The sequence below is a fragment of the Pseudosulfitobacter sp. DSM 107133 genome, assembly GCF_022788695.1.
Lineage (GTDB): Bacteria > Pseudomonadota > Alphaproteobacteria > Rhodobacterales > Rhodobacteraceae > Pseudosulfitobacter.
Genome location: NZ_CP085154.1, coordinates 2,191,798 through 2,215,545, shown reverse-complemented (window position 1 = coordinate 2,215,545; position 23,748 = coordinate 2,191,798). Strand labels below are relative to the sequence as shown.

Here is a 23,748-nt window from a genome sequence, read left to right as displayed (position 1 = left end):
AACCAAGGTCCCCCTTGGCCGGACAGACCGGGTCCCACACGAAAAACGCTTTTCCTGCGCCGCCATCCCATCCGGGATGTGCGGCGCTTTTTTTGCCCGCTTGCTACGTCAGAAGGTGTAGGCCAGCCGCAAACCACCCCAGTGTCTGCCGTTGATGAAGATCGGGGCCGACAGATCCTTCATCATGGCGAAATTGCCGCCGCCCATGTCGCGCCGGTAAACTTGCAACAGGAACGGGTCGGTATTGCGCCCCGCCTTCAGGCCGACACGGTCGTCAAAGATTCGCCGGTTGCGGCAGTTTGCCATGTTCCACACCGGATCGGACCCCTGTGGCTGCGAGAATTTTCGGTTGTGAGTAGGTAAATAGCCATTCACATCCACTGCCGCGCAGAACACCACATGGTCGTCAAAATCCAGCGCGGGTTCCTGAATCTCGGGCATCACCTGATCCATCACCTTGGTAAAGGCCGTTACGACCTGTTCGGGATTGCTGTTGGGCACAGGTCGATAGGAACGGTCGAACATATCCGCCTGCGAAATCTGCCCCCGCGCGATGGCTTGTTCAAGACGTGCGCTTGCGGTGGCTGCACAGGCGCGGACATAGTCGATCAACGGTGCATCCTTGGTCGTGCCGCCAAGGGCCGCACTGGCCTGTACGATCTGTTCCGAGCGGTCAATCAGGCGGTTGATCCGTTCATGTGTGGATTTGATGCCGTTGGTACTCAGGGTGACTGCGGTCTCGATTCCCGCAAGGTTCGGCGAGAAGCTGGCCATTGCCACACCGACCACCTGCGCACGGTCCGCAATTCTTTCAACCTGATCAAAGGCGACCTGCATCGAACTTTCGATCTGGGTCAGGGCGATGTCGCTGTCACTGGTCAGATCAATGACCGTTCCAGCGGTTTCTGCGACGCTGCGCGCTTCGGTGCCAAGTTCGGAAATCCAGTCTGTCAAAGTCTCGACATTGTCGGTGATGCGCGAAGCGGCATCTTTGGTTTTGTGGCTCAGCTCGTTGATCGCCTCGGCCACGACGGCAAAGCCGCGCCCGCTTTCGCCGGCACGGGCCGCTTCGATCTTGGCGTTGATGGCAAGCGTGTTCACCTGCATTGCAATCGCGGCAATCTGGGTGTTGTTGTCTTTCACGGCTTCCAGCGTGTCGCCAATGGTTTGCGTGCGTTTGCGCAGCTCTTGCACCCAACCTGCGACTTCTGTCGTTTGTGTGCCCAATCCGCGAATCGTATCGGCAGATGATTTCACATCGCGCACCGCATCGCGTGTGCTGTCGGTCAGCGACAGCGCGGCATCGCGCATTTCGACGTTGGCGTTTTCGACTTTGCCCGCAGAATGGGTCAGTGCGGCCAGGGCAGTGCGTTGTTCGCGGGCCTGCGTTTCGACCACGTCCAGAAATCCGGCAAGGTCGACAATTTCATAACCCAGTTCAGACGCCCGTGCCGCCAGCCGGTTGATCTGCTGAAGCTCGTTAAATTCGGAATGTGCAGTCATTTTGCCCCGCCAGTTGATATGCAACGGCTAGCGCAGATTGGTTCACAATTTCCTAAGATTGAAGCGGTTCAGGCGCAGTTGGATTGCAGCGCCTGTTGCATTGCTTCGGCAGTGGCTTCGATGCTCAGCAGAATGGAGGCGTGGCGATTGCGATAGTCGCGCGCGGGTTCCAGGACCTTGAAACCGTCAAAGGGGGCATCAGGCACCGGCCCGCCATCCTTGAGCATGGCGCGCAGCTGGTCGCGGGCGGTTTCGATCTCTGCCAGTGTGCGTCCGATCACCGCCCCCCCCACAACAGCCGCCGAGGCCTGACCCAGCGCACAGGCTTTCACGTCCTGCCCAAAGTCCGAAATCACGCCGTCTTGGACGCTGACATCCACCGTCACGGTTGAACCGCACAAGGGCGCGCGTTTCTTGACTGTGGCACCGGGGGAGGCCAGCCGATCGCGGTGCGGAATATCCGTGGCCAGCGCCAGAATCTGGCCCGAGTAGAGTTTGATCAGGTCGCTGTCAGCCATGTCCGCTTTCCTTTCGGTCTTGTCTGATACATAAGCGCCCCGGCCCGAGATGCAAAAAGGTTTTCTGAAATGTCCGACCAAAGTTTTGATCCCGCGACGCTGACCTACAACGATGCAGGGCTGATCCCCGCGATTGCGCAGGATGCCACCAGTGGCGACGTGCTGATGATGGCCTGGATGAATGCCGATGCGGTGGCCCGCACCCTGAAAACCGGCAAGGTCACCTATTGGTCGCGCTCCCGCCAGGCGTTCTGGATCAAGGGCGAGACATCGGGACATGTGCAGGAACTGGTCGATTTCCGCTTTGATTGCGACAGCGATTGCCTGTTGGTAATGGTCAACCAGACCGGGCCGGCTTGCCACACCGGGCGGCAGAACTGCTTTTTCCGCGCGGTGCGGGGCGGTGAGGTGGTCGAACTGGAAGCTGCGCCTTAACCCGGCAATCCGACCATCGCGCGGATGTCTCCGGGCGTGGCCCCCTCTGCGCGGTATTTGGCGATGGCGCGCGCGTCGTCGCGTTTGGCCAGCCGTTTCCCTGCATCATCGCGGATCAGCCGGTGGTGGTGGTAAACAGGGGTGGGCAGGTTCAGCAGCCGTTGCAGGATGACGTGGATTTTCGTGGCCTCGAAGAGGTCCTGACCGCGCACCACATGGGTGACTCCCTGGGCGGCGTCGTCCAGCACCACGGACAAATGATAGGACGTGCCCATATCGCGCCGCGCAAGGACAACGTCGCCGATGGTGTCGATCGCTTCCCGCGCGGTGAATTCGATAAGGCCGGATTCTCCTTTTGGCCCTTCACCGGTTTCCGTGAAGTAGAAGACGTCTTCCTCTCCGACTCGGTGATCTGCGAACGGGAACGCCGTACCCATGAACAATCGCAGTGCGGTATTCTCGGGTTGGGCGAAATTGCCTGAAAATGAGCGAACATTGCGGCATGTCCCGGGGTATATCAGTCCGTCTGGTCCCATAGGTGGTTCCGCGCCTTCCTGTGGCGCGGAGACTGCGGCTTCAACATCTCGACGCGAGCACGAGCAGGCAAACGCGTAGTCCCATTCCCAGAGCCAATCGAGTTGTTTGCGGTAAGTATCCATTCGCTCAGACTGGCGCATGACAGGTTCAGGCCACCACAGCCCAAGCCATTGCAAATCATCATAAATCTGCGCCTCCCATTCGGGGCGGGCGCGGGATTGGTCGATGTCTTCAACGCGCAGCAGGAAATCACCGCCCGCGTCCATGGCCATATCATAGGCCAGTATCGCGGAATAGGCGTGCCCCAGATGCAGCGGCCCCGTGGGAGATGGCGCGAACCTTGTGATGAATGTCACGCTTTTTCAATCACATATACGGTAGAGTTCAGGTTGATTTTGGGCAGGTGCGGGCCGTCTTCGCGAAACAACAGGCGCGCAGCACCGCAGTCGGTCCATTCCGACAGCGCCGCCTTATAGTCCCGTTCCGCAAGCGTGTGATCGTTCAGTGAAAGCACCAGTTTGCCGTCCTTGGGCAGCTTGCGCATCAGCAGATGCAGCGCAGCCGCAGGGGCAGCCCCCACGCCAATGGACCCGACGGCCGCTATCAGCGCATAGGCACCATCGGCAAAGGGCAAGGCATCGCCGCCTTTGATCTGTGTCAGATTGCGATAGAGATCCTTTTTGCGGGCCTGTTCCAGCATTTCAGACGACAGGTCGATGCCGTCAATCACCTGAAACCCGGCCTCTTTCAAAGCTTGGCCCGACAGGCCGGTACCACAGCCGAAATCCAGCACCGGCGCATCGGTTTCAGATGTATATTTGCGTAAGGCAGCCGCACAACGGGCGGGCGAGGCATAACCGTTTTCGCCAATCTCGGCTTCATAGCCGGGCGCCCAGTCGTCATAGTGTTTGCGCGTGTCGCGAACGCTTTTCAGGGCGTAGGCCTTGGTCAGGAATGAGAACATAGGTCAAGACTATGCCCGACATTCTCATCCGTCCAGTGCGACGTGATCCTTTGTGGCTTGGGGGGCCAGCCAGTCCTGCCAATCGGCCTTGGCGCGGTCGGTATAGGCCTTGTAGCGGTCCTTGCGTCCGCGCCGTCCGCCTTTCAGCCCGTCGACGGGCGGGAACAGGCCAAAGTTCACGTTCATCGGCTGGAAGGTCTTGGCCTCGGCCCCGCCGGAAATATGGGTGATCAGCGCGCCCATCGCAGTGGTGGCGGGCGGTGTGTCCAATGTGCCGCCCAGCAGTTCGGTGGCGGCCATGCGGCCCGCCAGCAAACCCATGGCCGAAGATTCGACATAGCCCTCGACGCCGGTGATCTGACCGGCAAAGCGCACATTGGGACGCGAGCGCAGGCGCATCTGGCTGTCCAGCAGCGTCGGGCTGTTCAGGAAGGTGTTGCGGTGGATGCCGCCCAGACGGGCAAAGCTGGCGTTTTCCAGGCCCGGGATCATCTTGAACACTTCGGTCTGTGCGCCGTATTTCATTTTCGTCTGGAAACCGACGATATTGTACAACGTGCCCAGCTTGTTGTCGCGACGCAGCTGGACGACGGCGTGCGCCTTGACGTCGGGCTGGTGCGGATTGGTCAGGCCCACGGGTTTCATCGGGCCGTGGCGCAGTGTCTCGCGGCCACGTTCCGCCATCACTTCGATCGGCAGGCAGCCGTCGAAATAGCCGGCGGTTTCGCCCTCGTGGAACTCGGTCTTGTCGGCGGCCAGCAGGGCGTCGATGAAAGCGTCGTACTGGTCCTTGTCCATCGGACAGTTCAGGTAAGCGGTGCGCTCTTCCTCGGTCTCGCCCTTGTCATAGCGCGACTGCATCCAGGCGCGTTCCATGTCGATGCTGTCGTGGTAAACGATGGGCGCAATGGCGTCGAAAAACGCCAGCGCCTCGGCGCCGGTTTCGGCAGCAATCGCCTGACCCAGCTTGGTCGAGGTCAGCGGGCCGGTGGCAAAGATCCAGGTGCCATCGTCGGGCAGTTCGGTGATCTCGCCGTATTCCACGGAAATGTTGGGATGCGCCATCAGTGCGTCGGTGACCGATTGCGCAAAGGGATCGCGGTCCACGGCCAGCGCGCCGCCCGCGGGCAGACGGTGTTTGTCTGCCGTGGCCATGATCAACCCGTTTGCCGCGCGCATTTCCCAATGCAGCAGACCAACGGCGTTCTGTTCGCTGTCGTCCGAGCGGAACGAGTTGGAACAGACCATTTCGCCCAGCAATCCCGTCTGGTGGGCAAAGGTGCCGACCTGCGGGCGCATTTCATGGATAACGACCTGCACGCCCATGTTGGCGGCTTGCCATGCGGCTTCGGACCCGGCCATGCCGCCGCCCACGATATGAAGTGTATCTGTCATGGGGCTGATGTAGGGCAGGGCGGGGCCATGCGCAACGGGGCGCAGACATGCGAATACTGTCGACGCTCAGGTACTGTGAATTGTATGGGTTTTTATTTTGGGGTCGCCGCTGCGGGAATGGTCGGTCAGAGAGAGATGACCTGGAGGGACCTTCCGCCCACGGCGACCCAAAATGGTTATAAGCCATTTGGCTTGTCTACTTTGTGACACAGTCTTGCCAGATTTGCCAGCGATTCCCCGGCGACAATCATTCCAGATTTGGAAACAATTGGAATTATCCCGAAAAACCGTTTGAAGGCAGTGGATTATACAATCTTTGAATTTCTGCGTTACTGTTCCCACCTTGGGTCACGTTTGCCCAAGAAGGCCGCAATTCCTTCTTCGGTGTCGCGGTCCAGCATATTCTCGACCATGACATTTCCGGTGAATGCATAGGCGGCATCGGTGGGCATTGCGATCTGGTCATAAAAGGCCTGTTTGCCGATTTTCACCGCAGAGCCCAATTTTGACGCCACAAGATCGGCCAGCGCCTTTGTCTCTGTTTCCAGATCCTCGGGCGGCACCGCGCGGTTGATCAGGCCAAGCGTTTCGGCGCGCGCAGCGTCGATGAATTTTCCGGTCGTTAGCATTTCAAAGGCATGTTTGCGCGCAATGTTGCGGGTCAGTGCCACCATCGGAGTCGAGCAGAAGAGGCCAATGTTCACACCGTTGACGCCAAAGCGGGTGTCTGAGGCCGCGATGGCCATGTCGCACGTCGCCACCAGTTGACAGCCCGCGGCTGTGGCGATTCCATGCACCTGCGCGATAACCGGCTGGGGCAGGGACTGGATGCGCGCCATCATGGATGCACAGCGGTTGAACAGGTCTGCAAAGTAGCCGCGCCCGCCGTCGGGGTTCTGACGGCCTGCCGTCATCTGTTTCAGATCGTGGCCTGCGCAAAACGCCTTGCCACTGCCGGACAGAATGACGGCGCGGATGCTTTTGGTTTCCGCGATTTCATCCAGGGCCTTGTGCAGGATCAGAATCATTTCGTCCGACAGCGCATTCAGCCGGCCGGGCGCGTTCAGTGTCAGATGCGCCACGTTGTTCGTGACCTTACGTTCAAGAATTGCCATCTTGCCCTCCGCCTGTTTCAGGAGAACCTTAGGCCAGAGGCAGACAGAGGAAAACCCATGCAAACGGTGATGGACGCAGAGGCACTGACCGCCTTTTTGGCAGCCGAGTTCGATCAGGTCGCGGATGATTTCGTCATCGAAGAGGTGAACGGCGGCAAGATTCGGGTGCGTTTGGCGGTGGCCGAGCGGCACTTGCGCCCCGGGGGCACCGTGTCGGGGCCGACGATGTTTGCGCTGGCGGATGTGGCGGCCTATCTGGCGACGCTGGCCCTGATCGGGCCCAAGGCGCTGGCGGTGACCACGAATTGTTCCATTGATTTCATGCGAAAACCGGCCGCTGGCGTCGATTTGATCGCCACTGCGACGGTTTTGAAGCTGGGCAAGCTGTTGTCGGTCACAGATGTATTGATACATTCCAAGGGCATGGAGCAGCCCGTGGCGCGGGCCACGCTGACCTATGCGATTCCGCCGCGCTGAATGCGAAAAGACCGCCGGGGCGAACCCGGCGGCAAGGAAGAGGTCTGGTTGACGTCACAGGGAAGTTACGCCTGCCAGAATCCCCTGCGCGACTCGGTAAAAGCCGCCCGCGGGGTCAGTCCCACATCGTCCAACTGCTGCGGTGACAGTTGGGTGAGTGCCAGGCGCGTGCGCCGGCGGGTGGCCCATTTTGACAGAACAACGGCCAGCTTGATCGCCAGGACAGAAATCACCGGCATCGTGCGTGTGTCACGCAGATGCGTCAGGATGTCAGCGGGCAGGGCGGTTGTCTGTGTCATGGGAAGTCTCCTTTGGTGTTCCGATGAATTGTATTGACACAATTTGGCGTTATTGCCATAATTATTGATACAAACTCTGGTACAAAGAATCTACGGAAATATTGTAATGGATACAATTTGGCCTCAGACGCTGCCGACAGGGGCGGGACCCAAATACAAGGCTGTGGTGCAGATCATTCGCGATGCGGTTTCGGGCGGCACGTTGACCCAGGGCACGCGGTTGCCGCCGGTGCGCGATCTGGCCTGGCGGCTCAAGATCACGCCGGGCACTGTGGCGCGGGCCTATACCGTCCTGACCGACGAAGGGTTGCTGAATGCCGAAGTCGGGCGCGGCACATTTGTGGCGGCACCCGTGGATGAAGAAGCTGCATTTGCCCCGCCGATCGAGGTCGACAGCGCCGCGCACAACCGCGAGGCACAAAGCTGGCGTGTGAACATGATGTCTCCGCATCTGCCCAGCGTCGGGCAGGCGGCGCTGATCCGCGGCCTGCTGGCTGACATCGCCCGTGATCCGCCGTCGGGCATGATGCACTACCCGAACCGTACAAATGCACGGCCCGCCCGCGAGGCGGTGGTGCAATGGCTTGCCGATGCGCAGGTGGGGCATCTGGATCAGGGCGACGTGGTGTTGGCCAATGGTGGGCAAAGTGCCATTTTGCTGGTGATGCAGGCGTTGCTGAAAGGGCGCAAGCCCGTGGTTCTGGTCGAGGAACTGTCCTATCCCGGATTCCGCCGTGCCGCCGAACTGGTGCGCGCCGATGTGGTTCCGGTGGCGATGGATGCACAGGGCGTCATTCCCGAAGCTTTGGCCCGCGCCACCGCCCAGCATGATGCGCAGCTGTTCTGCACCTCTCCGGCCGTGCACAACCCGACGTGTCTGTTCACGCCGCTTGAGCGTCGTCTTGAACTGGTCGAAGTGGCCCGCGCCCATGACCTGCAAATCATTGACGACGATTGTTATCAGATTGCCGCGGCCAAATCGCCCTCTTACCGGATGCTGGCACCGGAACGCGGCTGGTATGTCACGTCGATCTCGAAGTCGCTGACGCCCGCCTTGCGCGTTGGGGCGGCGATTGCGCCGCATGGCCGGGCGGCGCCGCTGCGGCGCGCCTCGGAACACGCCTTCTTCGGGCTGCCCACGCCGATCCTTGACCTGACGGCGGCCTTGCTGACGCATCCGCAGTTGCCTGTCCTGACCGAGCAGGTGCGGACGGGCATCAACCAATATGTGCAGGCCGCGGCGAATATTCTGGGCGGCTATGATCTGCACTGGCGTGAAAATGTCCCCTTTGTCTGGCTGCCATTGCCGGAGGGCTGGCGTGCCACGGCATTCTGTCAGGCCGCCGAAGCGCAGGGCGTGCAGGTGCGTGCCGGCGAGGAATTCGCCTGTCGCGAGGCGCGCAGCCCCCATGCGATACGTTTTGCGGTGAATGCCGGTGTAAAACTGGAGGCCTTTGAGGCCGCCATGGGCCGCCTGCGGGTGCTGTTGGACAATCCGCCCGAGCAGATCAACGTGTAAGGGGCTGGGGTATTATAATACCTTATTTGCAATGCGCTGATTTATAACGGTTTTAAAAGGTTTGCGCCGCTTGACCGCCCGCTTGCGTGCTATATAACCCGCCCATCGCATATCAGGGACACGTCCTGCGTGGCCCGCAACAGCAAACAGGAAACTCCTGCAATGAAAACCTTTACCGCAACACCTGCGGACATCGACAAGAAATGGATCCTGATCGACGCCGAAGGCATCGTTCTGGGCCGTCTTGCCTCGATCGTCGCAAGCCGCCTGCGCGGCAAGCACAAGCCGTCGTTCACACCGCACATGGACATGGGCGACAACGTGATCATCATCAACGCTGAAAAAGTGCAGCTGACCGGCAAGAAGCGTCAGGAAGAGCATTTCTGGCACACCGGCCACCCCGGCGGCATCAAATCGCGCACCAAAGAGCAGATCCTCGAAGGTGCACACCCCGAACGCGTGGTCACGCTGGCCGTCAAGCGGATGCTGCCCGGCAACCGTCTGAGCCGTCAGGTCATGACCAACCTGCGCGTCTATGCTGGCACCGAGCACCCGCACGAAGCGCAAAACCCCGAAGTTCTCGACGTTAAGTCGATGAACAAGAAAAACACGCGGAGCGCATAAGCATGGCCGACGAAATCAACACACTCGAAGACCTGCAAGCAGCCGTGACCGAAAACGCAGCTGCCGTGCAAGAAGCCGACCTGACCCCGCGCGAGCCCGTCCGTGACGAGTTTGGCCGGTCTTACGCCACAGGCAAACGGAAAGATGCGGTTGCCCGCGTCTGGATCAAACCCGGTTCGGGCAAGGTCACCGTGAACGGCAAAGAGATGAACGCTTATTTTGCCCGTCCGGTTCTGCAAATGATCCTGGCACAGCCCTTCACCGTTGCCGGTGTCGAAGGTCAGTTCGACGTTGTCGCAACTGTCAAGGGCGGCGGTCTGTCCGGTCAGGCCGGCGCGGTCAAGCACGGCGTGTCCAAGGCTCTGCAACTGTACGATCCCTCGCTGCGTGGCGCGTTGAAAGCCGCAGGTTTCCTGACACGCGACAGCCGCGTTGTGGAACGTAAGAAATACGGTAAAGCCAAAGCGCGTAAGAGCTTCCAGTTCTCCAAGCGTTAAGGCGTTTTTTACTGTTGGAAATCGGAAGAACCCGCACCTTGGTGCGGGTTTTTTCATGTCTGGCCTCCGGTCACAAAAAAGGCGCGCAATCCGTCAGGATCACGCGCCGTTTTCCGGTCAAGTGGCTGGCTTAGCCGCCGAATTCATAGGACACGGTAAAGCCCAGCAGGCCGCCGCTGTCGTTGGTGTCTTCGTACAGAACCTGAAACGCGGTATTGTCGTTGATCGCATAGACCGCGCCCAGTTCACCGTAGACGTTGTCGTCACGGTCCGAGTTGCCGACCAGACCCACCAGCGACCAGCGGTCGTTCAGGGGGGCTTCGAATGCAAATTCCTGATCGCTTTTGCCGGTGTCGGGGTCGACGATCACGGCAAAGGCACCATCAACGCTGTCGGTAACGGGGAAGGCCAGCGTCGCGGTGATCTCTTCGGAATGGCCCGACGTGTTGTTCAGCCAGATATAGCCATAGGTCAGATCCCACGACATGCCGTTGCCGAATTCCGCGCCGTAGCCAAGATTGGCTTCATATTCCACGTCATCTGCCGGATCCTGATAGAGCGTCGTGATGGTCAGACCGCCGTGAAAGCCGGAATAGGCCAGTTCGACAAAGCCTTCGATTTCGTTTTCGGCATGGTCGAAATCATCCGACGTGGCAAAGCGTGCCGTGGCCGCGATGCCTGCGGTCCATGACAGAACGGGACGGTCCTGAACCGGATCAAAGATCGGATCGGCGCCGACGGTGATGTTGTCTTGGGCCAAGGCGGCACCGGCAAGCAGCGTCGCGGACAGGCCCGCGCCGAGGAGGGTTTTAAACATCATAAGTGTGCTTTCAGTGAAAGGTCCGTAGCTGTTCGGGAGGAGTGGCTGGGACGGATTTTTGAGTGAGTCTTTCACTAAGGTACATGTGGGGGGCTTGCAATGTGAAAGCCTGCTGCGCGCGAGGGGCAGGCTGTTGAGCGGTGAAAACGCCGCTTTTTATGGCAGGTTACAAGTTCTTTCTTCAGACGGGTGAATGTCTGGTCTTCAGCTGTCCGGCGCCACCAGGCCCAAACCACGCAAATAAATGCCGATACCGCTTTCCAGCAAATCCTCGGGCGAAAACGGGCTGGCGCGGCCGGGGCTGTTGCGGGCAAACAATTCGACAACGCCGTGGCTCATTGCCCAGATGTGGGCGCTGAACATGGATGCAGGCGGGCGTTTGTCAGCCGGAATATGCTGCGACAGATCGCCCGCAGCCTTTTCCAGAACGCCGTTGGCGCGGTTGGCGGCAGCGGCCAGTTCCGGTGTGCGGTTGATCGAAATACCGCTTTCGAACATCGCGATGTAATGGCCCGGATGTTTACGTGCAAAGGCCAGATAGGCGCGCCCTGTCGCCTCGAATGCCGCCAGCGCCGAGGGTTGGCCCGACTGATAGGCGTATTCCATCAGGTCCGCGAAAATCTCGTAGCCTTGCAGGGCAGCGACGGCAATCAGGTCCTCGCGCCCTTCAAAGTGGCGGTAGACGGCGGCGGGGGTCACGCCGGCCTGTTTTGCCGCCTCCGACAGGGTAAAGCCGGTCGGGCCCCTAAGCTCGATCAACTCAAGAGCCGCATCGACCAGCGCCTGCCGCAGGTTGCCGTGATGATAACCGCGTTTAGGCATCCCAGATGTCCGGTCCGCCACAGATTGTTTCATCAATTTCGCCAATGGCCTGGGCGTCCTTGTTGGTATAGTCCAGCCCATGCAGCACACAGCGGATCGCGGCCAGCCGCGCGCGCCGCTTGTCATCCGAGCGCACGACGGTCCACGGCGCGTGGTCCGAATGGCTGAGGTCCAGCGTTTCGCGGATGGCGGCCGAATAGTCGTCCCATTTCTTCAGCCCCTCAACGTCGATCCAGCTGAGCTTCCATTGTTTCAGCGGATCGGCCTCGCGGTCCATCATCCGGCGCAGCTGCTCTTCGCGGCCGACGTTCATCCAGAACTTGAACAGGTGAATGCCGTCCTCGACCAGCATCTCCTCGAAGGGTTGGACCTGTTGAAAGAAATGGGCGCGCTGCGCGTCGGTGCAAAAGCCGAAGACTTTTTCCACGACACCGCGGTTGTACCAGCTGCGGTCAAAAAACGACAGGTTTCCCGCACTGGGCAGACGTCTGATGTAGCGTTGGAAATACCACTCTCCAGCCTCTTTTTCGGTGGGCTTGGGCAGGGCCACCACCTGTGCGCTGCGCGGGTTCAGGTTCTCGCGGAACCGTTTGATCGTACCGCCTTTGCCCGCCGCGTCGCGGCCTTCGAACACACAGGCAATCCGCGCGCCGCTTTCTTGCACCCAGGCCTGCATCTTGACCAGTTCGATCTGCAACCGTTCCATCTGCTTGTCATAGGCCTTGCCCGACATGCGTTCGGAATGCGGATAGCTGTCGGATAGCATATCGTCCTTGTCGGCCCGCGCGATGGTCTTGCGAATTTGCTCGGGGGCTTCGCTCTCGGCAAAGGCGCTGATCGCGCCGTCGAAGGGTTTGGTCACGCGGTATGCTCCCGTGAAGTGATTTCCATTAACATCAATATGGTGCGGCGTGACGATTAACGCAAACCCGCACGTAGCGCTGCACGGTCAATGGCATCGACAACGGCTTGGGGATCGACGTGATGGGGCATGTGGCCGACGCCGGGCAGCACGGTCAGATTGGTACCGGGCACCTGTTGCGACAGCGGGATCGAGTGGACCGCCAGCGGCACCGTGTCGTCTGCATCGCCGTGTATGATTTCCATTGGCATCGTCAGCGTGGGCAACTTGGGTTGCATTGCCACCATATGCGGGCGCAGCGTGTTCACCTGACGCACGTTGGCGCGCAGGGTGGTGCGGCGCATGGACAGGCCTGCGCCGATATAGTCGGCATAGCCTTCGGGGGCGGTCTGCGGGGCAAAAATGCTGTCGATGCGGTCCTTGACGTAAGGACGGGGGGTAAAGGCGGTGATCATCGGCACCACCAGCGCGCCGCCCCACGGGGCGCCCAAAACCGTGTAGAACGGCCCCAGATCGCCCGGCCATGGTTGTGCGACGCCCGCGATCATGACCACGGCAGCAGTGTCGTCGGGCCGCGCCAACGCCCAGGCGAGGGCGACCGAACCGCCAAAGCTGTGGCCCAGCACGATCGGATCGTGCACGTCCAACTGGTCGGCAGCGGCCTGCAACAAAGCGGCCTGTGCCTGGGGCGATGTCCCTTGCGATGCCCAAGCGCCGCTTGGGGCATCATGGGGCAGGTCGGTCCAGCCCAGCCCGGGACGGTCAAACAGGATCACGCGGTAGCGGTCTGTCAGCCGTTCGGCGAAATCAAAGGTAAAGTCGCGCAGGTTGCCGCCGGCGCCGTGGATCAGCACCAGATCGGGACCCTGGCCCATGACCATTGCGTGCACCTTGGTGCCGTCTACATCCAGGATCTGCCCCAAGGGCGGATGCGTCCGCGCGGCCCGTGCTTCGCGGTAACCCGCGGCGATTTGCACGGTGGCCACCAGGGCCAGCGCAAGAACAGCAATGGTTATCAACGCCTTACGTCCCAATTTTCGCCAGATCAAAAGGCGTGGACTGGTAGATTTCGTTGATCCAGTTCCCGTACAAAAGATGCGCATGACTGCGCCAGCGGTTTTGCGGTGGCTGGCTGGGGTCGTTGTTGGGGTAATAGTTGATCGGCACGTTGATCTCGGTGCCCGAGGCCACGTCGCGGTCGTATTCCTGTTTCAACGTGTCACTGTCGTATTCAAAGTGGTTAAAGATATAGAGCGCGCGATGGTCCACATCCTCGACCAGACAGGGGCCGACCTCGTCACTGCCCAGCAGGGTGCGCAGCGCGCCGACGTTGTCGACCTCGGCCTGACGCATTTCGGTCCAGCGGCTGACGGGGATCACGCAATCGTCTGAAAAGCCACGCAGATAGGGCGAGGCAGGGGCAAGGTTCTGGTGCCGGAAGCAACCGAATGCCTTCTTGTCCAGCATGTGTTTCTGCACGCCATGGAAGTGGTTGATCATCGCCATCCCGCCCCAGCACACGCCAAAGGTCGAATGCACGTTGGTCTGGGTCCAGTCCATCACGCGCTGCAATTCGTCCCAATAGCCGACCGCGTCAAAGTCGAGATGTTCAATCGGCGCGCCGGTGATGATCAACCCGTCGAATTTTTCGTCCACTACTTCCGAGACAGGGCGGTAAAACGCCTCCATATGTTCGGCGGCGGTATTCCGGGTGTTGTGATCGGTCATGCGCAGCAGGCTGAATTCGATCTGCAAGGGCGTCGCCCCGATCAGGCGGGCAAACTGGTTTTCCGTCTGGATCTTCTTGGGCATCAGGTTCAGCAGCGCGATGCGCAGCGGGCGGATGTCCTGACTGGCGGCCAGCTCCTCGTCCAGCACCATAACACCCTCGCGGGTCAGCACGTCGTAAGCGGGCAGGGTGGATGGGATTTTGATGGGCATTGGCTTGGTCCGAACTTGTATTGGAAAGGGTCAGATAGGGTGTTGTGCGCGCCGCTCAAGGGCTGTTGCGATCAGGTCGTTGAAATCAGTGGGTGACTTCATCGCAGCCACCTCGTCTGCGGTGACGGTGACACCCCAGCGCGCCATCGCCTCGTAGCGGGGCTGGCGGTGGGCCAACGCACGGGCATAGGTCCAGCGGATGAAGGTGTCGGGATTTACCTTGGCCTCGGACAGCCCTGATTCCGCAAGGTATTCTTCCCAGCACTGTTTCAGAAATGCAGGCTGATAGGCCATGGGTTTCGGCGCCTTGTCAAACCGGCGGATCAACTCGGCCGTGTGAGCGTCGTCGCCTTTGATCCAGACCGGCAGGCAGCTGGCCGAAAGCGCGCTCATCAGCGGATCGTGATCGTCGTCGGCATCCACCCATTCACAGATCGACCCGCCGGTATCGCAGATGAAATGCGGATAGCCGTATAGCTCACGGCCCCGCTGGGCAAAATAGGCGGTGTCGCGCAGGGCGTTGATCTCGGCCTTGCGGAACAGGTCCTGACGGCGGGTGTATTCTGCGATTTCCAGACCACCCAAGGCCGGATCGCCCGGTTTGCCCAGATAGGTGGCAACAGGCGACAGGTTGTCAAAGGTGATGTTCGACCCGATGTAAATGCTGTCGGTCATCAGCAGATCGCGCAGGAAGGGCACCTTCATCGCTTCGGCCTTGGCGTTGTCAGCGATATATTCGCCCATGTAGCGGGTGCCGATGCGGTAGTCGATCGAGTAGTGAAACCAGTCACCGGATGCGCGCAGCAGGGTCGACATATGGGTTTTGCCCAAACCTGACATGCCATAAACAAGCACACGTTTTTCATCGGCGTCGCGCCAGCTTGCGGCATCGGGGTATAGCATCGATCGGGGTCCGTTATCTGTTTGACCCCGTTCCTAACCGAGCGCTGCGAAAGACGCCAGTTCAGGCACAGCATCAGACAGAAAAACCCGCAGCCTTTGAGGCCACGGGTTTGCAAGTGTTCGCAACCGGGGTGGGGTCAGAATGTGTAACCGACCTTTACGCCGATGGCGATGGCGTGGTTGTCCTGAAAGTTCGAGGCCGCAGTCACGCCGTTCAGTGTGGTTTGGGCATCACCGATGTTGATATAGCGGATGCCGGTGGTGATTTTCATATTGTCCTGCGTATAGACCGCTGCCAGGGCGAGGCTCTTGAAGCCGTCGGTGGGGCCAAGGTTGCTGGCAAAGCCGCCGTTGGATTTTTCATAGCCGACCGAGGCCGACACAGCCCAATTGTCGTTCAAACGCCGCCCGACGCCCAGAGTATAGGTCAACACGTCATCGGCGTAGCTGACCAGAGAGGCACCGCCAGTCAGCGTGGCATAGTTGGCGGGGGAAATGTCAAATTCCGACCATTCCGCCCAGCGGATACCACCAAACAGCAATGTGTCCTGGGCGATACCGGTCTGGAAATCCAGATTCACCGATTGCGGTGTCTCGATCTGCGTGGTCGAGGTGGTGGTGCCAAAGGTGCCCGAATTTTCAGTGGTCGCAACGTCGTGTTCGATGCCCGAATTGTAGGTCAGGGCCACCCGCAACGCTATGTCCGGCCGCTCGTAGGCGACACCGGCCAGATAGCCCACACCGATATCGCGGCTGCCGTTCACACTATAGCCGTCAACGAAAGGCACGTTTGCGGCAGCTTCGATGCTTTGTACGCGAATACCGCCGTGAACGCTGAAATTGTTCTGGAATTTATAGCGCAGCAGCCCGGTCAGCGCATGGGATTTCAACTCGGCGGTCGCGCCGCCTGCGAAATAGCCGGTGCCCGTTGGATAGTCTACATCCGCGCCAAAGGGTTGGTCATAGATGAGCGCATAGGACAGACGGTCATTGATATCGGCCTTGTAGGCCGCACCCAGTTGCACAAAGCTGGATGTCATATCGCCCGAGCCGAAACCGCCCAAAGCGGCCACAGCCGTGCCCGAGGTGTCGGGCGACACGGCGCCAAGGCTGAATTCGGCGTAGCGCCCGTTTTCAAACAGGGCCAGAATCGATTGGCCCGAACGGTCGATGCCGCCTGCCTGCGCCATACAGGCCGAGCCAAGAAGTGCCGCAATGGCGACGTGACGAACTTTCATGTAACTCCTCCCCAGAAGTCGCTTCGCAATTTGTTATTTGGCGAAGTAGAAACAAGCTAAACGCAGTGCGTGGTCTTGGGTCAATTGGTGACGCGTGGGCAAGCGAAAGTGGCTTACGCAAAGTTAACCGGGCGCGCGTTCCGGTGGTGTCTGTTGTAAATAGTGCCTGAAGCAACTTCTACCTATAGGTGTGTCTGCGGTCAATCATCTTGCGCGCCACGCCGACCAGATACGCCCGTCCAGAACCAGCAACCCCAGCGCCAGCAGGGCAAATCCAGCATAGGCCTGCGCCCCCAATGTTTCGCCCCGCACCCAGGCACCCAGTGTGATTGCGACGGGCGGGATCAACAGGGTGACGATCATCAGATTCCCGCTGCCCGCCATCTGCAACACGCGATAATACAGCAAATAGGCCCCCGCCGTGGCGACAATCGCGTAATAGGCGATGGCCAGCAATGTGTCGGGGGCCATCGCCAGCGTGACCGGACCTTCGACGCTCCAGGCCAGAGGGATTGTGATCAGGCTGGACCCTGTCAACATGCCCGCCGCCGCCAGAACGGGGTGCAGGCCACCCAGGTATTTACGGGCCCAGACACTGGCCAGCGCATAGCTGGCAGCACCCGCCAGAACCGCCAGTTGGGCAAGGCTTTGCAGATCAAAGCTGCGCAGGCTGTCCAGTCCGATGGCCGTGGCTACCCCGGCAAAGCCCAAACCCACGCCAAGCGCGCGGCGCGCCGTCATGCGTTCGTCTGCAAAGAACAGGGCCGCCGCCAGAACGCCAAAGATTGCCGTGGCCGCGTTAAAGATCGAGGTCAGCCCGCTGGAGATGTGCAACTGGCCCCACGCCATCAGGCCAAAGGGGATCACATTGTTCAGCAGGCCCATCACCAGAAAGGCCCCCCAGACCCTCGTGTCCCGGGGCAGGGAGATGCGGCGCAACGCCACCACGCTCCACAGCACCAGCATGGCCCATCCGGTGCGGTGCGCCACGGCCCACAACGGTCCGATTTCGTCCAGTGCGACGCGGATCGACAGGAATGACCCGCCCCAGATCAGCCCCAGCAACAGCATTTCGGCCCATGCGCGGCCGGATATGGATTTTTGATCGCTCATGGTGCCAGACCTAGCAGGGCACACGCACCTCTGCGATCCGAATGCTGTGCAATCACCGGCGTCGGGTTTCGAACCAGATGTTCATATAGTTGCCCGCAAAGATCACCAAAGCGCCAACAAACACCCAAATATCAATGCTTTCGCGATACAGTAGCATTCCCACAATCGCGATGGTGGGCAGACGGATAAAGTCGATGGGCACCACCACGGTAGCCGGTGCGATTTTCAGCGCGTTGGTCAGACAAAAATGCGCCAACAGGCCCGCCAGCCCGATCAACACCAGAAACGGCAGTGTGGCGGCGGTGGGCAGCATCACGTCGCCGTCGTATCCGGCCATCACCAGCCCCATGACAAGCTGCATCGAGGTCAGCCAGAACAGGATACAGGTGATCGACTGGGTGCGGGTCAGCCGCTTGGTGAACATGATTGTCAGCGCGAAAAAGATCGCGGCGCTGGCCGCCGTAACAACGCCTGCGTTGATCGCACCCATATCGGGACGTGCCACGATCAGGATGCCGACAAAGCCCATGATGGCAGCCAGTGCACGCACCAACGTCAGTCGTTCGCCCAGTATCAGCGGCGACAGCACGATCACCCATATGGGCGAGGTGAATTCCAATGCAAAGACCTGCGCCAGCGGGATAACGGTCACCGCATAGAACCACAGGTTCTGGCCAGTAAAATGCGCCACGTTACGGAACAGATGGGTGCCCATTTGTTGGGTGTTGACCTGCCGCCATGTGCCGGTCACACCTGCCACCAAACAGACAATCACCACGCCCACAAGGCTGCGATACATCATGATTTCAAAGGTATCGAGCTCGAAGGCAACTTCGCGCCCCGCCACAGCCATGGCCGAAAACGACGCGATGGAGCCGCTCATCCAGAGGGCGGCCTTGAGGATGGGGTTCATGAGGTTAGCGCCTTGGCTGGGGTATATAAGACAGCCCCGCAGGCAGGGCTGAAGAAACGTTTATTCCCACTCGATGGTGCCCGGAGGTTTCGAGGTGATGTCATAGGTCACCCGATTGATCCCCGGCACTTCGTTGATGATCCGCGTGGCGGTTTCGCCAAGGAAATCGTGGGTAAAGGGGTAATAGTCGGCGGTCATGCCGTCCACCGATGTCACCGCCCGCAGTGCGCAGGCGAAATCATAGGTGCGCCCGTCGCCCATCACGCCCACGGTACGGACCGGAAGGATGGCGACAAAGGCCTGCCAGATTTCATCGTACAGCCCGTGCTTGCGGATCTGGTCGATATAGACTGCATCCGCCTCGCGCAGGATGTCCAGCTTGGCGCGGGTGATTTCGCCGGGGCAACGGATCGCCAGACCCGGTCCGGGGAAGGGGTGACGCCCGATAAAGCTGTCGGGCAGACCCAGCTCGCGGCCAAGCGCGCGCACTTCGTCCTTGAACAGTTCGCGCAGCGGCTCGACCAGCTTCATGTTCATCCGCTCGGGCAGGCCGCCGACGTTGTGGTGCGATTTGATGGTGACCGAGGGGCCGCCAGAAAAGGACACGCTTTCAATGACATCGGGGTAAAGTGTGCCCTGCGCCAGGAAATCCGCGCCTCCGATCTGCTTGGCGTATTTCTCGAACACGTCGATGAACAGGCCGCCAATGATCTTGCGCTTGGTCTCGGGGTCGCTGACGCCGTCCAGCTTGCCCAGGAACAGTTCGGATTCGTCGGCGTGGATCAGCGGCAGATTGTAATGTTCGCGGAACATGCCGACGACCTGTTCGCTTTCGTTTTTGCGCATCAGACCGTGATCGACGTAGACGCAAGTCAGCTGCTCGCCGATGGCCTCGTGGATCAGCACGGCAGCGACCGAGCTGTCGACGCCGCCCGAAAGCGCGCAGATCACCTTGCCGTCGCCCACCTGCGCGCGGATGCGCGCGATGGCTTCCTCGCGGTAGGCGTCCATGGTCCAGTCGCCCTTGAACCCGGCCAGTTTGACAAAATTCTCGTACAGCGTCTTGCCATTGGGGGTGTGGTGCACCTCGGGGTGGAACTGCACGGCATAGAAATTGCGTGCGACGTCGGCGGTGATCGCAAACGGCGCGTTGGGCGATGTGCCGTAGACCTCGAAACCGGGGGCCAATGCGCTGACATGGTCGCCGTGGCTCATCCAGACCTGTTCGCGGTCTTCCAGGAACCAGCCGTTCAGCCAGTCCAGCGGCTTGGCGCCCTTGCTGACATAGGCCCGGCCAAATTCGGCGGTGCCGTGGCCGCGTTCAACCTTGCCGCCCAGGCAATGCATCATAACCTGCTGGCCATAGCAGATGCCCAAAATCGGAACACCAAGGTCAAAGACCGAGGCGGGCGGCATTGGCGCACCTTCGGCAAAGACCGAAGACGGCCCGCCCGAAAAAATCACGGCTTTGGGCGCGAATTCGGCCAGAAAGGCATCGGTCACCGAATTGAACGGATGGATTTCGCAATAGACATTCAGTTCACGCAGGCGACGCGCAATCAGCTGCGTTACCTGGCTGCCGAAGTCGATGATCAGAAGGCGGTCATGGGAGCTTTGTTTCATGCAAACCTGTTAAGGCTGCGGGCAGTCTGTGGCAAGCGTCAGACGGCCCACAGGCCAACTGGCGCGGGATTATTTTGCAAGTTGGGGACGCACAGGGCCGGGATATGTCGCTTTTTGCCCTTGGCTGCCGTTCAGGGCGTGCTGTCCGGCGACTCGTCGGGTTAATCAGCAGGTCAGAAATAGCTTGAGCACGAGCAAGGGAATGGAATCATGACAGATACAGAAGCACGTGGACGGCGCGGACGCGGTGGTGGCGGAGCTGCACGGCGCGCCGAGCGCAGCGCTGTGTCGTTCGAAACGGCCAAATACATCGAGCGCAACATTCCCAATCTGGAAATCCTGAACGAGGAAGCGCTTCAGATTATCGAAGCCAATGCCGATACGATCCTGGAAGAGATCGGTGTGAATTTCCCCGATAACCCCAAGGCGCTGGAACGCTGGCGCGAAGCGGGTGCAAACGTCGACGGCGAACGGGTGCGCATTCCCAAGGGGCTGGCGCGCGAGCTGTGCAAGACGGCCCCGTCAGAATATACCCAACACGCCCGTAACCCCGAGCGCAACGTCGTCGTCGGCGGCCGCAATCTGGTGCTGGCACCTGTCTATGGCCCGCCCTTTGTGCGTGATGCCGCCGGTGGCCGCCGCTATGCGACGCTGGCGGATTTCCAGAAGTTCGTGAAACTGGCCTATATGTCGAAATGGCTGCACCATTCGGGCGGCACCGTGTGCGAACCCACCGACATCCCGGTGAACAAACGCCACCTGGACATGCTGTATGCCCACATGACCCTGTCGGACAAGCCGTTCATGGGCTCGGTCACCGAACCCAGCCGTGCGCAGGATTCTGTGGACATGTGCGGCGTGTTGTTCGGTGACGACTTTGTGCAGCAGAACACTGTGATGACCTCGTTGATCAACATCAACTCGCCCATGACATTCGATGACGTCATGATGGGCGCGCTGGAAGTCTATGCGCAGAACAACCAGGCCTGCATCATCTCGCCCTTTATCGTCGGCGGTGCGATGGCGCCGGTGTCCGTCGTGGGCACGCTGACGCAGGTGCTGGCCGAAGTTCTGGCGGGCATCGCCTATAGCCAGCTGTGCCGCAAGGGTGCACCGGTAATCTTTGGGGCGTTTGTAACCTCGATCGACATGAACTCGGGCGCGCCGACCTTTGGTACACCCGAAGCGGCGCACATCACCTATGGCGCGGGCCAGCTGGCGCGGCGCATGGGGCTGCCGTTCCGCTCGGCGGGGTCGTTCTGTGGTTCGAAACTGCCCGATGCGCAGGCGGCTTATGAGACATCGAACTCGCTGAACATGGGTCTGTTGTCGGGTGTGAACTTCATGCTGCACTCTTGTGGCTGGCTTGAAGGCGGTCTGGTGTCGTCGTTTGAAAAATTCGTGATGGACGCCGACCAGCTGGGCACGCTGCACCACATTGCCAAAGGCGTTCAGATTGATGAAAACGCCCAAGCCATGGACGCGATCCGCGAAGTCGGTCCGGGCGGGCACTATCTGGGCTGCGCCCATACGCAGGCGAACTTTAAATCCGCGTTCTGGAAGTCCGATCTGCTGGACTACAAGCCGTTCGAGACATGGCAGGACGAAGGCGCGCGCGACACGCAGGCGCTGGCCTCGGTCCGGGTCGAGAAGATGCTGAACGACTACCAGCAGCCGCCGATTGACCCTGCGGTTGTCGAGGCGCTGGACGCCTTTGTGGCCAAACGCAAGGCCGCCGAACCCGATTCGTTCATGTAATCGACCCGCGCATCGCCCTAGTTCTGGGCGGTGCGCAACACGCGCGCCTCGGCCACAATGGCGATCAGAATATCGATGTGACGGGTCAGGCTATAGGCTGCGTCATCCTCCTTGCGCTGGGTATTCAGCGCCGCTTCCATATCCATCAGTTGTATCAGCGCCGCACCATAGCGGGGCAGTTTGCCATAGCCCAACAGGCGCGGCAGATGCACGTCGCGACGGTACTCCTCTGCTCCGAAACGTGCGGCCCGCATCAGCAGGCGCGGGCGTTGAATGGTGGCGAGCATCGACAGGATATCTTGCATGGTCTGGTTCCTTTGCACTGACTGAACTGCGGGCCACAGATGGCCTGCCAGCGGTCACTTTGGCACAGCCAGAGCGGGTGTTGCGCGCAGAGGTTGGAGAGCGTTCGCCGCTTTCACCATAATTTATCTTTTAGAAACAATGATTGCTGTATCACCGGTTCATTAAGAAATGAGTAACCAGTGCACCCCAAGGTTGTGGGGGTAAGTCTGTGGATAACTCAACGGACCCAATTCAGGGGAGAATGAAGACAATGGACCGATTTTCGGATCAGCGGTCGTTGGTTGCTGACGCGCCACGCTGGGTGCCCGAGTCAGCGCAGGCCTATTTGGCCCATACCGAAGCGGGGCTGACCATCAGGGAGCTGGCCCGCATTTCGGGCTGTCATGCATCGACAGTCCTGCGACAGGTCAGACGTCTGGAAAGCCGTCGCGACGACCCGTTGGTTGACGCTGCCTTGCAAAACCTGGGGGCCCGGCTGTTTCAGAAAGCCGCGACAAATGCCCATTTGAACACGCACGCGATTGACCGCTCCGGTGATGCAGTTGGTGAAAATGCTTCAGAACAAAAGGACGGTCCAGACATGAACCAGATCTGTAGAACGAGCGATCTGCAAGACGCAGACCATTTGGCACAGGATGCGTGCAGGGTGCTGCGGCGTATGTGTGAAAAAGGGGCGGTTCTGGCCGTGGCCGAAGATATGGAAAAGGCGGTGGTCGTGCGTGATGGAACCACGCGCACCGCTGTGGTGGACCGTAATGTTGCCGAGGCGATGGCGCTTAAGGACTGGATCGCGCCTGATGGGCAGGGGCGGATCATACGCTACCGCATAACGGCTGCGGGGCGTCAGGCATTGACGCAGATGATCAACGATGCGGGCGAGGGCGATTTGGCCGACGGATTTGCCGAAGCACCGGCGCATTTTAGGGGACAGCACGCGCGGGGGGACACCAAGGCGCAAGAATCGCAAGGGCCGGGTGCACCCGGTCGGATACGCTATAGCCTGTCGGATTCACCGCTGACCGCGCTGGCGCGGCGGCGCGACAAGGACGGGTCGCGGTTTCTAAGTGCCGACTTGGTGGGTGCTGGCGAACGCCTGCGCGAAGACTTTGAGCTGGCCAATATGGGCCCGAACGTCACGCAGAACTGGGAAGGTTTTCTGACCGGCGGGGCGCGTGGCAGCGTCGCACCAGACAACAGTGTCGGCACCGGCCCCGAGGCGGCGCGCGCGCGCGTTTCCGCAGCACTGGCCGAACTGGGGCCGGGGCTGTCGGATGTGGTGCTGCGTTGCTGTTGCTATCTTGAAGGTTTGGAAACGGCCGAAAAACGGCTGGGTTGGTCGGCACGCTCGGGCAAGATCGTGCTGCGGATCGCGCTGATACGGCTGAAACGGCATTATGATGAGGTGACGGGCGCAGGTGGCGGCCTGATCGGTTAGTCTGTGCCTGTGGATTGTCGGGGGCCAGCCCCCGCGCCTTGCGGCGCTCCCCCGGAGTTTTCTATAGCTTTTTGGGAAAATCTAAAACCACAAGGCAGCACTTTTCGCGTTTGAGCCGAAGGCAAAGGCAG

The 23,748-nt window shown here is 60.2% G+C and carries 25 protein-coding genes; 7 read left to right on the top strand and 18 right to left on the bottom strand.

Annotated elements, in window-relative coordinates:
- Positions 1-108: 108 nt before the first annotated feature.
- Complete coding sequence (locus DSM107133_RS10900) at positions 109-1,503, bottom strand: methyl-accepting chemotaxis protein (protein WP_114295487.1); 1,395 nt, start codon at positions 1,501-1,503, stop codon at positions 109-111.
- 68 nt (positions 1,504-1,571) lie between these two features.
- Positions 1,572-2,021, bottom strand: coding sequence for an iron-sulfur cluster assembly scaffold protein (locus DSM107133_RS10895; RefSeq protein ID WP_114295486.1), 450 nt, complete (start codon positions 2,019-2,021; stop codon positions 1,572-1,574).
- 69 nt (positions 2,022-2,090) lie between these two features.
- Between DSM107133_RS10895 and hisI the strand changes: the two genes are divergently transcribed.
- Positions 2,091-2,456 (top strand): phosphoribosyl-AMP cyclohydrolase, encoded by a 366-nt coding sequence (hisI, locus tag DSM107133_RS10890; protein WP_114295485.1) that lies wholly within the window; start codon positions 2,091-2,093, stop codon positions 2,454-2,456.
- On the opposite strand, the gene gluQRS is transcribed toward hisI, so the two are convergent.
- The 4 genes from gluQRS to DSM107133_RS10870 all read right to left on the bottom strand — a co-directional run bounded on the left by gluQRS (position 2,453) and on the right by DSM107133_RS10870 (position 6,467).
- The gene (gene gluQRS / locus DSM107133_RS10885; protein ID WP_114295484.1) at positions 2,453-3,349 is read right to left on the bottom strand and encodes a tRNA glutamyl-Q(34) synthetase GluQRS; all 897 of its coding nucleotides are present in this window, start codon (positions 3,347-3,349) and stop codon (positions 2,453-2,455) included. The two genes, hisI and gluQRS, sit on opposite strands and share 4 nt — an antisense overlap.
- The gene (locus DSM107133_RS10880; protein ID WP_114295483.1) at positions 3,346-3,957 is read right to left on the bottom strand and encodes a class I SAM-dependent methyltransferase; all 612 of its coding nucleotides are present in this window, start codon (positions 3,955-3,957) and stop codon (positions 3,346-3,348) included. Before DSM107133_RS10880 ends, gluQRS begins: the two co-directional genes overlap by 4 nt.
- Before the next feature lie 24 nt (positions 3,958-3,981).
- Positions 3,982-5,352, bottom strand: a complete 1,371-nt coding sequence (gene trmFO, locus DSM107133_RS10875) for a methylenetetrahydrofolate--tRNA-(uracil(54)-C(5))-methyltransferase (FADH(2)-oxidizing) TrmFO (RefSeq protein ID WP_114295482.1) — start codon at positions 5,350-5,352, stop codon at positions 3,982-3,984.
- Positions 5,353-5,681: 329 nt separating this feature from the next.
- A complete protein-coding gene (locus DSM107133_RS10870) occupies positions 5,682-6,467 on the bottom strand; it encodes an enoyl-CoA hydratase (RefSeq protein ID WP_114295481.1) in 786 nt (261 codons plus the stop codon).
- A 57-nt stretch (positions 6,468-6,524) separates the two neighbouring features.
- Between DSM107133_RS10870 and DSM107133_RS10865 the strand changes: the two genes are divergently transcribed.
- The gene (locus DSM107133_RS10865) at positions 6,525-6,944 is read left to right on the top strand and encodes a PaaI family thioesterase (RefSeq protein WP_114295480.1); all 420 of its coding nucleotides are present in this window, start codon (positions 6,525-6,527) and stop codon (positions 6,942-6,944) included.
- A 65-nt stretch (positions 6,945-7,009) separates the two neighbouring features.
- Here DSM107133_RS10865 and DSM107133_RS10860 read toward each other — a convergent pair whose 3' ends face one another.
- The gene (locus DSM107133_RS10860; RefSeq protein WP_114295479.1) at positions 7,010-7,243 is read right to left on the bottom strand and encodes a DUF1127 domain-containing protein; all 234 of its coding nucleotides are present in this window, start codon (positions 7,241-7,243) and stop codon (positions 7,010-7,012) included.
- Between the two features lie 106 nt (positions 7,244-7,349).
- Here DSM107133_RS10860 and DSM107133_RS10855 point away from each other — a divergent pair, with 106 nt between their 5' ends.
- From DSM107133_RS10855 to rpsI, 3 genes are all read left to right on the top strand, one after another.
- Positions 7,350-8,762 carry a PLP-dependent aminotransferase family protein gene (locus DSM107133_RS10855; RefSeq protein ID WP_114295478.1) on the top strand — a complete coding sequence of 471 codons (1,413 nt, stop codon included), beginning with the start codon at positions 7,350-7,352 and terminating at the stop codon, positions 8,760-8,762.
- Between the two features lie 162 nt (positions 8,763-8,924).
- Complete coding sequence (rplM, locus tag DSM107133_RS10850) at positions 8,925-9,386, top strand: 50S ribosomal protein L13 (RefSeq protein WP_114295477.1); 462 nt, start codon at positions 8,925-8,927, stop codon at positions 9,384-9,386.
- A 2-nt stretch (positions 9,387-9,388) separates the two neighbouring features.
- Positions 9,389-9,883, top strand: a complete 495-nt coding sequence (rpsI, locus tag DSM107133_RS10845; RefSeq protein ID WP_114295476.1) for a 30S ribosomal protein S9 — start codon at positions 9,389-9,391, stop codon at positions 9,881-9,883.
- Positions 9,884-10,013: 130 nt separating this feature from the next.
- Here the strand turns inward: rpsI and DSM107133_RS10840 are convergent, their stop codons facing one another.
- The 10 genes from DSM107133_RS10840 to guaA all read right to left on the bottom strand — a co-directional run bounded on the left by DSM107133_RS10840 (position 10,014) and on the right by guaA (position 20,118).
- On the bottom strand, positions 10,014-10,703 hold the full coding sequence (locus tag DSM107133_RS10840) for a hypothetical protein (RefSeq protein ID WP_114295475.1): 690 nt from the start codon (positions 10,701-10,703) through the stop codon (positions 10,014-10,016).
- A 204-nt stretch (positions 10,704-10,907) separates the two neighbouring features.
- Complete coding sequence (locus DSM107133_RS10835; RefSeq protein ID WP_114295474.1) at positions 10,908-11,525, bottom strand: TetR/AcrR family transcriptional regulator; 618 nt, start codon at positions 11,523-11,525, stop codon at positions 10,908-10,910.
- Positions 11,518-12,387 (bottom strand): polyphosphate kinase 2, encoded by an 870-nt coding sequence (gene ppk2 / locus DSM107133_RS10830; protein ID WP_114295473.1) that lies wholly within the window; start codon positions 12,385-12,387, stop codon positions 11,518-11,520. The genes DSM107133_RS10835 and ppk2 overlap by 8 nt, the downstream gene beginning before the upstream one ends.
- 56 nt (positions 12,388-12,443) lie before the next feature.
- Complete coding sequence (locus DSM107133_RS10825) at positions 12,444-13,406, bottom strand: alpha/beta hydrolase (protein WP_240310693.1); 963 nt, start codon at positions 13,404-13,406, stop codon at positions 12,444-12,446.
- 4 nt (positions 13,407-13,410) lie between these two features.
- Complete coding sequence (metA, locus tag DSM107133_RS10820) at positions 13,411-14,328, bottom strand: homoserine O-succinyltransferase (RefSeq protein ID WP_114295471.1); 918 nt, start codon at positions 14,326-14,328, stop codon at positions 13,411-13,413.
- 30 nt (positions 14,329-14,358) lie between these two features.
- Complete coding sequence (locus DSM107133_RS10815) at positions 14,359-15,231, bottom strand: ATPase (RefSeq protein WP_114295470.1); 873 nt, start codon at positions 15,229-15,231, stop codon at positions 14,359-14,361.
- A 137-nt stretch (positions 15,232-15,368) separates the two neighbouring features.
- Positions 15,369-16,469, bottom strand: a complete 1,101-nt coding sequence (locus DSM107133_RS10810; RefSeq protein ID WP_114295469.1) for an outer membrane protein transport protein — start codon at positions 16,467-16,469, stop codon at positions 15,369-15,371.
- A 204-nt stretch (positions 16,470-16,673) separates the two neighbouring features.
- A complete protein-coding gene (locus DSM107133_RS10805) occupies positions 16,674-17,582 on the bottom strand; it encodes a DMT family transporter (protein WP_114295468.1) in 909 nt (302 codons plus the stop codon).
- Positions 17,583-17,634: 52 nt separating this feature from the next.
- Positions 17,635-18,495, bottom strand: a complete 861-nt coding sequence (locus tag DSM107133_RS10800; protein WP_114295467.1) for a DMT family transporter — start codon at positions 18,493-18,495, stop codon at positions 17,635-17,637.
- Positions 18,496-18,555: 60 nt separating this feature from the next.
- Positions 18,556-20,118 (bottom strand): glutamine-hydrolyzing GMP synthase, encoded by a 1,563-nt coding sequence (gene guaA, locus DSM107133_RS10795; RefSeq protein WP_114295466.1) that lies wholly within the window; start codon positions 20,116-20,118, stop codon positions 18,556-18,558.
- A gap of 210 nt (positions 20,119-20,328) precedes the next feature.
- Between guaA and DSM107133_RS10790 the strand changes: the two genes are divergently transcribed.
- Complete coding sequence (locus tag DSM107133_RS10790; protein ID WP_114295465.1) at positions 20,329-21,876, top strand: trimethylamine methyltransferase family protein; 1,548 nt, start codon at positions 20,329-20,331, stop codon at positions 21,874-21,876.
- A 17-nt stretch (positions 21,877-21,893) separates the two neighbouring features.
- On the opposite strand, the gene DSM107133_RS10785 is transcribed toward DSM107133_RS10790, so the two are convergent.
- The gene (locus DSM107133_RS10785; protein ID WP_114295464.1) at positions 21,894-22,181 is read right to left on the bottom strand and encodes a DUF6477 family protein; all 288 of its coding nucleotides are present in this window, start codon (positions 22,179-22,181) and stop codon (positions 21,894-21,896) included.
- Positions 22,182-22,432: 251 nt separating this feature from the next.
- On the opposite strand from DSM107133_RS10785, the gene DSM107133_RS10780 reads away from it, so the two are divergent.
- Entirely contained in the window at positions 22,433-23,617 is a 1,185-nt protein-coding gene (locus tag DSM107133_RS10780) for a DUF6456 domain-containing protein (protein WP_114295463.1), read from the top strand.
- The last annotated feature ends 131 nt before the right edge of the window (positions 23,618-23,748 follow it).

Excerpts from the sequence above, each read along its gene's own strand:
- DSM107133_RS10900 (WP_114295487.1), bottom strand. The coding sequence starts at position 1,503 with ATGACTGCACATTCCGAATTTAACGAGCTTCAGCAGATCAACCGGCTG.
- DSM107133_RS10895 (WP_114295486.1), bottom strand. The coding sequence starts at position 2,021 with ATGGCTGACAGCGACCTGATCAAACTCTACTCGGGCCAGATTCTGGCG.
- hisI (WP_114295485.1), top strand. The coding sequence starts at position 2,091 with ATGTCCGACCAAAGTTTTGATCCCGCGACGCTGACCTACAACGATGCA.
- DSM107133_RS10880 (WP_114295483.1), bottom strand. The coding sequence starts at position 3,957 with ATGTTCTCATTCCTGACCAAGGCCTACGCCCTGAAAAGCGTTCGCGAC.
- trmFO (WP_114295482.1), bottom strand. The coding sequence starts at position 5,352 with ATGACAGATACACTTCATATCGTGGGCGGCGGCATGGCCGGGTCCGAA.
- DSM107133_RS10870 (WP_114295481.1), bottom strand. The coding sequence starts at position 6,467 with ATGGCAATTCTTGAACGTAAGGTCACGAACAACGTGGCGCATCTGACA.
- DSM107133_RS10865 (WP_114295480.1), top strand. The coding sequence starts at position 6,525 with ATGCAAACGGTGATGGACGCAGAGGCACTGACCGCCTTTTTGGCAGCC.
- DSM107133_RS10860 (WP_114295479.1), bottom strand. The coding sequence starts at position 7,243 with ATGACACAGACAACCGCCCTGCCCGCTGACATCCTGACGCATCTGCGT.
- DSM107133_RS10855 (WP_114295478.1), top strand. The coding sequence starts at position 7,350 with ATGGATACAATTTGGCCTCAGACGCTGCCGACAGGGGCGGGACCCAAA.
- rplM (WP_114295477.1), top strand. The coding sequence starts at position 8,925 with ATGAAAACCTTTACCGCAACACCTGCGGACATCGACAAGAAATGGATC.
- rpsI (WP_114295476.1), top strand. The coding sequence starts at position 9,389 with ATGGCCGACGAAATCAACACACTCGAAGACCTGCAAGCAGCCGTGACC.
- DSM107133_RS10840 (WP_114295475.1), bottom strand. The coding sequence starts at position 10,703 with ATGATGTTTAAAACCCTCCTCGGCGCGGGCCTGTCCGCGACGCTGCTT.
- DSM107133_RS10835 (WP_114295474.1), bottom strand. The coding sequence starts at position 11,525 with ATGCCTAAACGCGGTTATCATCACGGCAACCTGCGGCAGGCGCTGGTC.
- metA (WP_114295471.1), bottom strand. The coding sequence starts at position 14,328 with ATGCCCATCAAAATCCCATCCACCCTGCCCGCTTACGACGTGCTGACC.
- DSM107133_RS10815 (WP_114295470.1), bottom strand. The coding sequence starts at position 15,231 with ATGCTATACCCCGATGCCGCAAGCTGGCGCGACGCCGATGAAAAACGT.
- DSM107133_RS10810 (WP_114295469.1), bottom strand. The coding sequence starts at position 16,469 with ATGAAAGTTCGTCACGTCGCCATTGCGGCACTTCTTGGCTCGGCCTGT.
- DSM107133_RS10805 (WP_114295468.1), bottom strand. The coding sequence starts at position 17,582 with ATGAGCGATCAAAAATCCATATCCGGCCGCGCATGGGCCGAAATGCTG.
- DSM107133_RS10800 (WP_114295467.1), bottom strand. The coding sequence starts at position 18,495 with ATGAACCCCATCCTCAAGGCCGCCCTCTGGATGAGCGGCTCCATCGCG.
- guaA (WP_114295466.1), bottom strand. The coding sequence starts at position 20,118 with ATGAAACAAAGCTCCCATGACCGCCTTCTGATCATCGACTTCGGCAGC.
- DSM107133_RS10790 (WP_114295465.1), top strand. The coding sequence starts at position 20,329 with ATGACAGATACAGAAGCACGTGGACGGCGCGGACGCGGTGGTGGCGGA.
- DSM107133_RS10785 (WP_114295464.1), bottom strand. The coding sequence starts at position 22,181 with ATGCAAGATATCCTGTCGATGCTCGCCACCATTCAACGCCCGCGCCTG.
- DSM107133_RS10780 (WP_114295463.1), top strand. The coding sequence starts at position 22,433 with ATGGACCGATTTTCGGATCAGCGGTCGTTGGTTGCTGACGCGCCACGC.